The following is a 12741-nucleotide window of genomic DNA, read 5'->3' as shown; positions in this document are numbered from 1 at the left end:
CTGGCTCCTTACAGATCGCCAAAGAAACGCTTCACGCCTTCGAACCACCCCGTGGTTTTCGGCGAATGGCTGTTGTCGTCCGCCAGGGAGCTGCGGAACTCTTCCAGCAACTCACGCTGACGGCGACCCAGATTAACCGGCGTTTCGACGGCCACGCGGCACATCAAGTCGCCCGCACCACCGCCACGCACCGGCGCAACGCCTTTGCCACGAACCCGGAACTGCTTGCCGGTTTGCGTGCCCTCAGGAATCTTCAACTTGACCCGACCATCAAGGGTCGGAATCTCCAGCTCACCACCCAATGCGGCATCGACGAAGCTGATCGGCACTTCGCAGAACAGGTGCTTGCCGTCACGCTGGAAGATCGCGTGCTCGCGCACGTTGATCACCACGTACAGGTCGCCCATCGGGCCACCCTGAGTACCCGCCTCGCCTTCGCCAGACAAGCGGATGCGGTCGCCCGTATCAACACCGGCCGGCACTTTCACCGACAGGGTCTTGTACTCTTCAACACGACCTTCGCCGTTGCAGGAGTTGCACGGATCGGAAATGATCTTGCCCTGGCCATGGCAACGCGGGCAGGTTTGCTGCACCGAGAAGAAGCCCTGCTGCATGCGCACCTGACCGATGCCGCCGCATGTCGGGCATGTGACTGGCGCGGAGCCCTTCTTGGCACCCGAACCGTCGCACGGCTTGCAGTTGACCAGTGTCGGAACGCGGATATTCACGGTCGTGCCGCGCACCGCTTCTTCCAGATTCAGCTCCAGGGTGTAGCGCAAATCGCTGCCGCGCTGCGCGCCGCCACGGGAACCGCCGCGACCACCACCGAAGAAATCACTGAACACGTCACCAAAGATGTCGGAGAAGTTCTGACCGCCAAAACCGGCACCGCCGCCACCCATGCTTGGGTCGACACCTGCGTGACCGTACTGGTCGTACGCTGCGCGCTTGCTGGAGTCGGACAGTACTTCGTAGGCCTCGTTGGCCTCTTTGAATTTTTCTTCCGACGCTTTGTCGTCGGGGTTACGGTCCGGGTGGTGCTTCATCGCCAGGCGCCGGTAGGCCTTTTTCAGGTCCGCTTCGCTCGTGCCACGCTCAACACCCAATACTTCGTAATAGTCACGCTTTGCCATAAGTCTTTGCACTCTTAAGGACGTCCGGCAAACCCCTCCTGAGCCTCGCCAAACTCGTTGAGCCCCAATACAGGCCCGGACCCAACTCACGTCAATTCAACGATCCTGGTCTTTGATTCGATTTGGTACTTTCGGCTCGAAAAGCAGGAGCATCCTCGGCCATACCAGCAGCGTGCGAGCCTTGTCGCATGCTGTAAAAATTCGTCTACTCCAGACACGCCAACGCGGGAGCAAGCTCCCGCGCGGCGACATCCTACCAGTCACCGCCCAAAGGCAGTCAACCGGCCGACCAACAACTTACTTGTGGTCTTTAACTTCTTCGAACTCGGCATCCACAACGTCGTCAGCCTTTTCAGCCGATTCAGCGTGCGGTGCCGCGCCTTCCGCTGGCTGAGCCTGTTCGGCGTACATTTTCTGCGCCACTGGAGCGGAGACTTTCGACAGTTCCTCAACCTTGGCTTCGATGGCAGCCTTGTCGTCGCCTTTAACAGCGGCTTCCAGGGCAACCACGGCCGCTTCGATTGCAGTCTTCTCTTCAGCCGTCACTTTGTCGCCAGCGTCAGCGATCATTTTGCGCGTCGAGTGAACCAGGGCGTCGCCTTGGTTACGGGCGCTGGCCAGCTCTTCGAACTTGCGGTCTTCGTCGGCATTGGTTTCAGCATCGCGAATCATCTGCTGAATTTCTTCCTCGGACAGGCCGGAGTTGGCCTTGATCACGATCGACTGAGTCTTGCCAGTGGCCTTGTCTTTGGCGCCTACGTGCAGAATGCCGTTGGCGTCGATGTCGAAGGTCACTTCAATTTGTGGCACGCCACGTGGCGCTGGTGGAATCTCGGCCAGGTCGAACTTGCCCAGGGACTTGTTCTGAGCCGCTTGCTTACGCTCACCTTGCAGCACGTGAATGGTCACTGCGCCCTGGTTGTCGTCGGCAGTCGAGAACACTTGCGATTTCTTGGTAGGAATCGTGGTGTTTTTCTCGATCAGCGCGGTCATCACGCCGCCCATGGTTTCGATACCCAGGGTCAGCGGGCTGACATCGAGCAGCAGAACGTCTTTCACGTCACCGGCCAATACCGCGCCCTGGATAGCAGCACCCATGGCAACTGCTTCGTCCGGGTTCACGTCTTTACGTGCTTCTTTACCGAAGAACTCGGTCACCAGTTTCTGAACCAGTGGCATACGGGTCTGGCCGCCGACCAGGATCACGTCGTTGATCGCGCCAACTTCGATACCCGAGTCTTTCAGAGCGATGCGGCAAGGCTCGATGGTGCGTTGAACCAGGTCTTCAACCAGCGCTTCCAGCTTGGCGCGGGAGATTTTCACGTTCAAGTGCTTAGGACCGGTCGCGTCTGCAGTGATGTACGGCAGGTTAACGTCGGTCTGCAGGCTCGAAGACAGCTCGATCTTGGCTTTTTCAGCGGCTTCTTTCAGGCGCTGCATCGCCAGCGGGTCACCTTTGAGGTTCATGCCGCTTTCTTTCTTGAATTCGTCAACGAGGTAGTCGATCAGACGAATGTCAAAGTCTTCACCGCCCAGGAACGTGTCACCGTTGGTGGCCAACACTTCGAACTGGTGCTCACCGTCAACTTCGGCGATTTCGATAACCGATACGTCGAAAGTACCACCGCCCAGGTCATAAACGATCACGGTGTGATCGCCCTTGGCCTTGTCCATACCATAAGCCAGCGCGGCTGCGGTTGGTTCGTTGATGATACGTTTTACGTCCAGGCCAGCAATACGGCCGGCGTCTTTGGTCGCCTGACGCTGGCTGTCGTTGAAGTAAGCAGGAACGGTGATCACCGCTTCAGTCACTGCTTCGCCGAGGTAGTCTTCGGCGGTTTTCTTCATTTTTTTCAGGATTTCAGCCGAGATCTGTGGCGGCGACATTTTCTGGCCGTTCACTTCAACCCAGGCGTCGGCGTTGTCAGCCTTGACGATCTTGTAAGGGACCATCTGAATGTCTTTCTGAACCACTTCTTCTTCGAAGCGACGACCGATCAAACGCTTCACCGCGTACAGGGTGTTGTGCGGATTGGTCACTGCCTGACGCTTGGCCGACTGGCCAACCAGGATTTCGCCATCGTTGGCGTAGGCAACGATCGACGGCGTGGTGCGCGCGCCTTCGGCGTTTTCGATAACTTTTACGTTGCCGTTTTCAAGAATGGAGACGCAGGAGTTGGTAGTCCCCAGGTCGATACCGATAATTTTGCCCATGTTCACTCTCCCGAAACTTTGGATTTGGTTGCCGCAGCAGTGGTGGCTAACTGCGGTAGCACTTAAACGCTTGACTTATAAATGGGGGCCTTGCGGCGGATTTCAAGCCTGCTCGTCAATCGAAGGCGAAACCGGCGCTGGCGCCTTGCTGACCACGACCATTGCCGGGCGCAGCAGACGACCGTTGAGCACGTAGCCCTTCTGGAACACCTTCAGCACGCTGTTGGGTTCCATGTCGGCACTTTCCTGCATCGCCATAGCCTGGTGATGCTCGGCGTTGAACGGCTCGCCTTCCGGATCGATCGCTTCCAGCTGATAACGCTTCAGAGTGTCCTGGAACATTTTCAGGGTCAGCTCGATGCCTTCACGCATCGGGCGAATGCTTTCGTCGTCCGGGTTGGACAACTCCAGGCCACGCTCCAGGCTATCGATGATCGGCAGCAGGTCGCCGGCAAATTTTTCCAGCGCGAATTTGTGAGCTTTCTCTACATCCTGCTCGGCGCGACGGCGGACGTTCTGCAGATCGGCGGCAACACGCAAAGCCTGATCCTGAGCGCCAGCCAGTTGCTCTTCGAGCACTTGTACACGAGCCACCAGGTCTTCACCCGATGCTTGGGGAGCCTGATTGGCGTCTAGATTTTGCGTATCCAGCGTCTGTTCGTCAGCCATAGATTTCTCCTTTCAAAATCGTGCGCGAACTCGACTCGCGCTTCTGCCCCGGTATATGGGGCCGCAATTTTCAGGTTCAAGGGCTGAAGTCGCGGTACGCGTGATTAACCTTACAAAAGTGCGTGAGATAGCATTCTGCTTCGCAATAAAAAAAACCGACACTCAAGCAAATCGAGCTAAACGCAGGCATTGTCAGCCAGAAACAAAACACTGTATAAATAACCAGACCTAAAGCCTGGGAGCGGCCTCTATGCTGGTGCACCTGTCCGTACATAACTACGCCATCGTTGAACATCTCGATCTGGAACTTGATCGCGGGATGAGCGTGATCACAGGGGAAACCGGCGCCGGCAAGTCGATCATGCTCGACGCCTTGGGCCTGACCCTCGGCGACCGCGCCGACAGCGGCGTCGTGCGCCCGGGCGCAGACAAGGCCGATATCCTGGCCACCTTCGACCTTGCCGACATCCCCGAAGCCAGCGCATGGCTGGCCGAACGCGACCTGGAAAGCGAAGGGCCGTGCATCCTGCGCCGGGTCATCACCGCTGAAGGTCGTTCACGCGGCTACATCAACGGCAGCCCCTGCCCGCTTGGCGATCTGAAAGCCCTCGGCGAACTGCTGATCGATATCCACAGCCAGCACGAGCACCAATCCCTGCTCAAAACCGACACCCACCGCCGACTGCTCGACGAATTCGCGGGCGCCACGGACCTCGCCCGCCAGGTGCAACTGGCCGCCCAACGCTGGCGCCAGACCCGCCAGGAACTGGAACGCCTTTCCAACTCCGGCGACGAGCAACGCGCACGCCACCAGTTGCTCAGCTATCAACTCGAAGAACTGGAAAACCTGGGCCTCGGTGAAAACGAGCTGGAACACCTGGAGCAGGAACACAAAAACCTTACCAACGCTGAAACCTTGCTGGGCATTTGCCGCCAAGTGGTCGAACAATGCAGCGAAAGTGACTCGGGCAATGTCCTGAATGCCCTGACCGCGAGCCTCAATCGCCTGTCGAGCGTCAATAATTCGGTGGTCGCACTGGGCGAAGCGACCAACCTGCTGACCAGCGCACAGATCCAGGTTGAAGAAGCAGTCGGCGAACTCAACCGCTTCCTCGATAACTTCGACGCCGACCCGGCACGCCTCCAGCAACTGGAAGAACGCCTCGACGCGATCTACACCCTGGCACGCAAACACCGGATTCAACCCACTGACGTCGCGGAACTCCAACAGCGCCTGCTGGACGAGATAGAAACACTCAATGCCAACGATGAATCCATCGAGCGACTAAGCGAAGAACTGGGCGCATACGCCCGACACTATCAGGAAAAAGCCCGAGAACTCAGCGATCTGCGCCATCAGGCGTCCACCTGCCTGGCCAGCGCCGTCGAACAGGAGATCCAGCGCCTGGGCATGCCCGGCGGTCGCTTCACCATCGAATTGCGCCCCAACAGCAGCACCGAATTGCTACCCAACGGCCTGGAACAGGTGGAATTGCTGGTCAGTGCCAACCCCGGACAACCGCTCAAAGCGCTGGCCAAGGTCGCGTCCGGTGGCGAACTGTCACGGATCAGCCTCGCAATCCAGGTCATTACCGCGCAAACCTCACGAGTACCGACGCTGGTATTTGACGAAGTGGACGTGGGCATCGGCGGCCCGACGGCTGAAATTGTCGGCCAACTGCTGCGCCGCCTGGGCGAACGCGGCCAAGTGCTGACGGTCACCCACTTGCCGCAAGTGGCCTCCCAGGGTCATCAACATCTATTTGTGCACAAGGTTCGCGGTCACGACGCTACGCATACAGCCGTGTCGAAGCTGAGCAAAAACGAGCGGATAGAAGAAGTAGCGCGAATGCTGGGCGGGATCGACCTGACCAAGGAATCCTTGGCCCACGCAAAGAAAATGGTCGTGACGGCAAAAATCTGATCAACGACAGAAAGCACGAAGGCGACCCTTGGGTCGCCTTCGTTCGTTTCGCGGACCTGAATCCGCGCGACATGCTTACTTTTTCTTGCGTACGTACAGCACAAGATTGTGATCCACCATCTCGTAGCCGTGCTTCTCGACGATCGCCTTCTGAAGTTTTTCGATTTCTTCGTCGAAGAATTCGATCACTTCGCCAGACTCCACGTTGACCATATGGTCGTGGTGACCGCCATCAGCCAGTTCGAAGACCGCGTGGCCGCCGTCGAAGTTGTGGCGGACCACAAGGCCAGCCGCTTCGAATTGAGTCAGAACACGGTAAACCGTGGCCAGACCGACATCCTCGCCCGCTTCCATCAACGCCTTGTAAACATCCTCGGCGCTCATGTGACGTTGCTCGGTGGAATCGAGCATTTGCAGAATTTTGACCCGTGGCAGGGTCACTTTGAGGCCGGCTTTGCGTAGTTCGCTATTTTCAACCATGGTCAGCTTTCTCGCGATGCTGCTTCGCAGCTTCTCTTAATGCGGGTATGATCGGCGTTTACGTTGTCCCAGCCAAGATAGTGGAAGTCGCCCACCGATGCAAAACACCAAGCTCTTGCTAACCAGTTTCACCTTCGTGGGACTGCTCGCACTCGCCGGTTGTTCATTCCCCGGGGTTTACAAAATCGACATCCAGCAGGGCAATGTCGTCACGCAGGACATGATAGACCAGTTACGCCCGGGAATGACCCGTCGGCAAGTACGGTTTATTATGGGCAACCCTCTGCTGACCGACACGTTCCATGCCGATCGCTGGGATTATTTGTATAGCCTGCAGCCAGGCGGCGGTGAGCGCCAACAGGAACGCGTCAGCGTTATCTTCAACGCCAACGACCAACTCGTCAGCCTGTCGGGCGACTTCATGCCTGGCGTGAGCCGCGACGAAGCCATTCTCGGCAAGGACAGCGCCACGACCGTGACCGCTCCTGCTGAAAACGTCGAGAAGCCGAAACCAGAGAAACCGGTCAAGCCGGGCTCCCTGCTGGATCAGATCCAGAAAGATGTGGACGGCGTAAAAGCCGTTCCGGTGCCAACACCAGAACCGTTGGACACCTCGCCGCAATAAATGGCGACACAACAAAAAGCCCGGCATGTCCGGGCTTTTTGTTGTCTACGCATCCGGAAATCTACTGATCCCGCGCCTTGGCCTCGGCTGCAGCCTTGGCCGCCCGCAGACGACGCACTTCCTTGGGGTCAGCCAGCAGAGGCCGGTAAATCTCGATCCGATCACCCGCCAACACTTCACGCTGCTGCGGATCGGCGATGACCTTGCCGAAGATTCCAACCGGACAGGTCGTCAGATCGAGCTCCGGGAACCGCTCGCCAATCCCCGACCTCAACAAAACCGCTCGTATTGTTGAGCCGACTGGCACCGACACGATGAGTAGTTCCTGACGGTCGACGGCGGCATACACCACCTCGACCTCAATCAACGACTCAACCATACAATTGCTTGGCACGCTGACAGAAAGCATCGACCAGCGTGTTGGCTGCCTGGTTAAACAATGGCCCCAGGGTTGCCCGAACAATCGGCCCCGCGTAATCGAAAGACAGATCGAGACTGATCTTGCAGGCCTTCGCCCCCAGCGACTTGAACGTCCAGACACCGTGCAATTGATTGAACGGCCCTTCCTCAAGGTTCATCTCGATCGAATGCCCTGGCACCAGCGTATTACGCGTGACGAAATGCTGGCTTAAACCGGCCTTGGCGACACCGACACTGGCACGCATGTGCACATCGGAGCTTTCCAGTACTTCGGCCGACGAGCACCACGGCAGAAACTCCGGGTAGTGCGCCACGTCATTGACCAGGTCATAGAGCGCCTGCGCCGGGTACGGCAACAGGGCCGAACGTTGAATATGAGTCGTCATGTCAGCGTCACTTCCACAGCTGGGCGGCAAACACTACAAGAATGCCGATGGGCGCCACATAGCGCATCAAGAACAAGGTCAGGGCGAACAATACAGGGCTGCGAATCGACAGCTCATCGCGCACGGTTTCACGCCCCATGACCCAACCGGCAAACACCACAAAGCACAAGCCGCCCAGCGGCAGCATGATCCGCGAAGTAAAGAAGTCGATCACGCCGAAGAAATCCAGACCGTGCTCGGCACCCCATTGGTAGAGGTGAAAAACCCCGCCATCGTTCACGAAAAACTTGGCCTGCTTCCAGATATTGAAGGAGAACACCGTACCCAGGCCAACGAACCAGCAACTGAACGCCAGCCAGAACGTGACCCAGCCGCGACGGATCTTGGTCCGCTCAACCAGATAAGCCACCATCGGCTCAAGCAACGAAATCGCCGAACTCCAGGCAGCAATCGCCACCAGCACGAAGAAAACCACACCCATCAATTGACCGAACGCCACGTTCCCAAAGGCAAATGGCAGGCTGACGAACATCAGCCCCGGCCCTTCGCTCGGGTTCAGGCCTGCAGCGAACACAATCGGAAACAACGCCAGGCCGGCCAGCAACGACACGAACGTATCGAGCAGTGCAACACCGACAATCGTCCCGGAGATCGACGAGTTCTTCGGCATGTAAGCGCCGTAGATCATGATCGAACCGACGCCCACGCTCAGGGAAAAGAACGCATGCCCCATGGCCGGCAGCAAGCCATCGAGCACCTTCGACGAGTCGAAGTCGAACATGAAATGCACGCCATCCATGAAATGCCCGGTGGTCAGGCTGTAACCCAGCAGAATCACCAGCATCACAAACAGCATGGGCATCATGATTCTCAGGCTGCGCTCAAGCCCGGCAACCACGCCTTTGGCAATAACGACCGCCGAGAGCAGCATGAAGATGGTGTGCCACAACGTCAGCCGCCACGGGTCGGAGATAACCCCATTAAAGTACGCGCCGACCTGATCCGCCGTGACGCCCTGGAAGTCTCCACGGCCCATGTCGATGATGTAGTCGAGCGACCAGCCGCCCACCACACTATAGAAAGACAGGATCAGCAGCGCCGTGATCATCCCGGCAAACGCGCCCCAGGACCACTTCGCCGAATGCCCGGCCTCCAGCGCCAGCACCTTCAAGGCATTTGCAGGACTTTGCCGCGCACGACGTCCGATCAGGGTTTCGGCCAACATCACCGGCACGCCGATCAGCGCGATACAGGCCAGAAACACCAGCACGAACGCGCCGCCGCCATAGACGCCGACCATGTAGGGGAATTTCCAGATACTACCCAGGCCCACGGCCGAACCGGTCGCAGCGAGTATGAAGACCCAGCGGCTAGCCCAACTGCCGTGGACAGAAACCTTGTCTGTCGACATCGTTATCACGCCCAAGCGTTCAAAAAAGAGGGCGCATTGTCCGGGATTCACTCAATGCGCTCAAGCACGCAGGTTCACCGTAGCCGACTCGCGTGCAACTGCCTATAATGCCGCCCCTATGGCTAAACAGAAGAAACACCCTACAGGGACCATCGCGCAGAATAAAAAGGCGCGACACGATTACTTCATCGAACATCGATTCGAGGCTGGTCTGGTCCTGGCCGGCTGGGAAGTAAAAAGTCTGCGGGCAAGCAAGCTGCAACTGGTTGACAGTTACGTGCTGCTCAAGGATGGCGAAGCTTGGCTACTCGGCAGCCACATTACGCCCCTGATGACCGCCAGCACCCACGTCATCGCCGACCCGACCCGCACCCGAAAATTGCTGCTCAACCGGCGCGAGCTGGAAAAGCTGGCCGCAGCCGTGCAGCAAAAAGGTTATGCCTGCGTGTGCCTGTCCTGGTACTGGAGCAAGCACATGGTCAAGTGCGAGATCGCTCTGGGCAAGGGCAAGAAGGAATACGACAAGCGTGACACCGAGCGCGAACGCGACGCCGGCCGCGAGTTGCAGCGCGCTGTGCGGAACAAGGGCAAGGAAGATTAATCTTCCGACCTGAACGCGACTTTTGTGGCGAGGGAGCTTGCTCCCGCTCGGCTGCGAAGCAGTCGTAAACGATCTGCTTAACGGTACTGACCCAGGGGGCCGCTTCGCGCCCCAGCGGGAGCAAGCTCCCTCGCCACAGTAAACTGACTACATCCCCTTGCGCCGCTCCGCCCGAGCCATGCGCTGCACTTCCTGACGCACCTCCTCGAGCACTTCCTGCACATACAAAATATGTCGGCTGGAAACTTCCCGCGCCTGCTCCGCATGCCCCTCGATAATCGCCTGATACAAATCCCGGTGCTGACTGATCAGCATGTCGCGGGTTTCGGTGCGCTGTTTGTACATGCCGCCGATGTTGGTCACCACGTTGCGCTTGAGCAGATCAAACAGCCCGCGAATGGTGTGCAGCAACACCGCGTTGTGACTGGCTTCGGCAATGGCCAGGTGGAATTTCGCATCCGCCGCGCCCTCTTCCGCCCGGCTTACTTCGTCATGACGGGTATAGCAGTCCTGCAATTCTTCAAACGCCGAGGTCAAGCGCTCGCGATCAACATCGGTCGCCCGTAGCGCAGCGTAGTAGGCACAGGACGCTTCCAGGGTGTGACGAAACTCCAACAGATCGCGCTGGGCTTCGGGGTTGCTCTCCAGCAACTGCAACAACGGGTCGCTGAATGTTGACCCCAAAGATTCGACCACATAATTGCCGCCGCCCTGGCGACTGACCAGCAACCCTTTGGCCGCCAGCTTCTGAATTGCCTCGCGCAACGAAGGACGTGACACGCCGAACTGCTCGGCCAATGCCCGCTCGGCCGGCAGGCGCTCACCGGACTTCAGCGTGCCCTCGAGAATCATCCCCTCGAGCTGCTCGACAATATCGTCAGACAAACGGCGCTGACGAATCTGATCAAACCCCATAACTCATTTCTCCACGATCCCGACAGCTCGCCGGGCTCTCTATTCTGGCCTATTGCCGCCGTGCCAGCACCTACCAGACAGCGATTGATCAAACAGATCAGATGCCCTCTGCACCGCTCATTCGACAAAAGTTTCAGGGCGACAAATTGACACACCACGCTGAAGGCTTTTAACCTAGCCGACAGCGATTGTAAATTGGTATTACCAATTATCCAAGAACGCTGACAGTGCCTGACCAACAACAATTAGGGGCCACCCCACATGCAAACCTGGCAACAGCTTTACAGCCCACTCGGCAGCCTTGGCTTATCCGCGCTCGCGGCCGTTATCCCCATCGTATTCTTCTTCCTGGCCTTGGCCGTGTTCCGCCTCAAAGGGCACGTCGCCGGGAGCATTACCCTGGCGCTGTCGATTCTGGTAGCAATCTTTGCCTTCCAGATGCCAGTCGACATGGCGTTTGCCGCCGCCGGTTATGGCTTCGCCTACGGGCTGTGGCCGATCGCCTGGATCATCGTCGCCGCCGTATTCCTCTACAAACTGACGGTCAAGAGTGGCCAGTTCGAAGTGATCCGCAGCTCGGTGCTGTCGATCACCGACGACCAGCGCCTGCAAGTGCTGCTGATCGGCTTCTGCTTCGGCGCCTTCCTGGAAGGTGCTGCCGGTTTCGGCGCCCCCGTGGCGATCACCGCCGCGTTGCTGGTTGGCCTTGGTTTCAACCCGCTGTACGCCGCAGGCCTGTGCCTGATCGCCAACACCGCCCCGGTGGCGTTCGGCGCCCTGGGGATTCCGATCATCGTGGCCGGCCAGGTGACGGGCATCGACGCGTTCAAGATCGGCGCCATGACCGGTCGCCAACTGCCACTGCTGTCGTTGTTCGTGCCGTTCTGGCTGGTGTTCATGATGGACGGTCTGCGCGGTGTGCGCGAAACCTGGCCCGCCGCACTGGTCGCTGGCCTGAGCTTTGCCGTCACCCAATACTTCACGTCGAACTTCATTGGCCCGGAGCTGCCGGACATCACCTCCGCCCTGGCCAGCCTGGTGTCCCTGACACTGTTCCTGAAAGTCTGGCAGCCAAAACGGACTGCAGGCGCGCAGATTGCCGGCGTCACCTCGGACACCGTCGTCACCGCCAGCGTCGGTGGCTTTGGCCAGAAACGCACCACCGTCGCTTCGCCGTACAGCTTTGGCGAAATCCTCAAGGCCTGGTCCCCGTTCCTGATTCTCACCGTGTTGGTGACCATCTGGACCTTGAAACCCTTCAAGGCAATGTTCGCTGCCGGCGGCTCGATGTATAGCTGGGTGTTCAACTTCGCCATCCCGCACCTTGATCAAATGGTGATCAAGGTGGCGCCGATCGTGACCAACCCGACAGCCATTCCAGCGGTGTTCAAGCTCGACCCGATTTCTGCGACCGGCACGGCGATTTTCTTCTCTGCGCTGATCTCGATGCTGATCCTTAAGATCAACTTCAAAACTGGTCTGACCACTTTAAAAGAAACTTTCTATGAACTGCGCTGGCCTATTCTGTCGATCGGCATGGTGCTGGCCTTCGCCTTCGTTACCAACTATTCGGGCATGTCATCGACCATGGCGCTGGTACTGGCAGCCACCGGGGCAGCCTTCCCGTTCTTCTCGCCATTCCTCGGTTGGCTCGGCGTGTTTCTGACCGGTTCGGACACCTCGTCCAACGCACTGTTCAGTTCGCTGCAAGCAACCACCGCGCACCAGATCGGCGTCAGTGACGTATTGCTCGTCGCCGCCAACACCAGCGGCGGCGTGACCGGCAAGATGATTTCACCACAATCGATTGCCGTGGCCTGCGCTGCGACCGGCCTGGTGGGCAAGGAATCCGACCTGTTCCGCTTCACCCTCAAGCACAGCCTATTCTTTGCCACGATTGTCGGCCTGATTACGCTGGCCCAGGCCTACTGGTTCACCGGCATGCTGGTGCACTAATTCCACA

12 protein-coding genes are annotated in these 12741 nt (G+C 58.4%); 4 read left to right on the top strand and 8 right to left on the bottom strand.

Annotation, left to right across the window (positions count from 1 at the left end; all coding sequences use genetic code 11):
* Window positions 1–8: 8 nt before the first annotated feature.
* The 3 genes from dnaJ to grpE form a co-directional block, all read right to left on the bottom strand.
* Window positions 9–1133, bottom strand: a complete 1125-nt coding sequence (gene dnaJ / locus AC1Z1G_RS04110; protein ID WP_483625093.1) for a molecular chaperone DnaJ — start codon at window positions 1131–1133, stop codon at window positions 9–11.
* 297 nt (window positions 1134–1430) lie between these two features.
* On the bottom strand, window positions 1431–3347 hold the full coding sequence (gene dnaK, locus AC1Z1G_RS04105; protein ID WP_347903992.1) for a molecular chaperone DnaK: 1917 nt from the start codon (window positions 3345–3347) through the stop codon (window positions 1431–1433).
* A 102-nt stretch (window positions 3348–3449) separates the two neighbouring features.
* On the bottom strand, window positions 3450–4016 hold the full coding sequence (gene grpE / locus AC1Z1G_RS04100; RefSeq protein WP_095169477.1) for a nucleotide exchange factor GrpE: 567 nt from the start codon (window positions 4014–4016) through the stop codon (window positions 3450–3452).
* A 250-nt stretch (window positions 4017–4266) separates the two neighbouring features.
* Between grpE and recN the strand changes: the two genes are divergently transcribed.
* Window positions 4267–5940, top strand: coding sequence for a DNA repair protein RecN (gene recN, locus AC1Z1G_RS04095; RefSeq protein WP_483625091.1), 1674 nt, complete (start codon window positions 4267–4269; stop codon window positions 5938–5940).
* A gap of 75 nt (window positions 5941–6015) precedes the next feature.
* Here recN and fur read toward each other — a convergent pair whose 3' ends face one another.
* Complete coding sequence (fur, locus tag AC1Z1G_RS04090) at window positions 6016–6420, bottom strand: ferric iron uptake transcriptional regulator (RefSeq protein WP_064382593.1); 405 nt, start codon at window positions 6418–6420, stop codon at window positions 6016–6018.
* 97 nt (window positions 6421–6517) lie between these two features.
* On the opposite strand from fur, the gene AC1Z1G_RS04085 reads away from it, so the two are divergent.
* A complete protein-coding gene (locus AC1Z1G_RS04085) occupies window positions 6518–7045 on the top strand; it encodes an outer membrane protein assembly factor BamE (protein ID WP_347903988.1) in 528 nt (175 codons plus the stop codon).
* Between the two features lie 61 nt (window positions 7046–7106).
* Here the strand turns inward: AC1Z1G_RS04085 and AC1Z1G_RS04080 are convergent, their stop codons facing one another.
* From AC1Z1G_RS04080 to AC1Z1G_RS04070, 3 genes are read right to left on the bottom strand one after another with little or no spacing between them, the layout of a single operon-like run.
* Window positions 7107–7424 (bottom strand): RnfH family protein, encoded by a 318-nt coding sequence (locus AC1Z1G_RS04080; protein ID WP_483625089.1) that lies wholly within the window; start codon window positions 7422–7424, stop codon window positions 7107–7109.
* Window positions 7417–7851, bottom strand: a complete 435-nt coding sequence (locus tag AC1Z1G_RS04075) for a type II toxin-antitoxin system RatA family toxin (protein ID WP_483625087.1) — start codon at window positions 7849–7851, stop codon at window positions 7417–7419. Before AC1Z1G_RS04075 ends, AC1Z1G_RS04080 begins: the two co-directional genes overlap by 8 nt.
* Window positions 7852–7858: 7 nt before the next feature.
* Window positions 7859–9262, bottom strand: coding sequence for a sodium-dependent transporter (locus AC1Z1G_RS04070; RefSeq protein WP_483625085.1), 1404 nt, complete (start codon window positions 9260–9262; stop codon window positions 7859–7861).
* Between the two features lie 118 nt (window positions 9263–9380).
* On the opposite strand from AC1Z1G_RS04070, the gene smpB reads away from it, so the two are divergent.
* The gene (smpB, locus tag AC1Z1G_RS04065; protein WP_028623113.1) at window positions 9381–9863 is read left to right on the top strand and encodes an SsrA-binding protein SmpB; all 483 of its coding nucleotides are present in this window, start codon (window positions 9381–9383) and stop codon (window positions 9861–9863) included.
* A gap of 147 nt (window positions 9864–10010) precedes the next feature.
* Here the strand turns inward: smpB and AC1Z1G_RS04060 are convergent, their stop codons facing one another.
* A complete protein-coding gene (locus AC1Z1G_RS04060) occupies window positions 10011–10778 on the bottom strand; it encodes an FCD domain-containing protein (RefSeq protein ID WP_347903983.1) in 768 nt (255 codons plus the stop codon).
* A 261-nt stretch (window positions 10779–11039) separates the two neighbouring features.
* Here AC1Z1G_RS04060 and AC1Z1G_RS04055 point away from each other — a divergent pair, with 261 nt between their 5' ends.
* Window positions 11040–12734 carry a lactate permease LctP family transporter gene (locus AC1Z1G_RS04055; RefSeq protein ID WP_483625083.1) on the top strand — a complete coding sequence of 565 codons (1695 nt, stop codon included), beginning with the start codon at window positions 11040–11042 and terminating at the stop codon, window positions 12732–12734.
* Window positions 12735–12741 lie beyond the last annotated feature (7 nt).

This window comes from Pseudomonas sp. JL27(2026) (genome assembly GCF_056933555.1).
The sequence above is the reverse complement of the archived record's forward strand: the minus strand, read 5'-3'. Positions and strand labels throughout refer to the sequence as shown.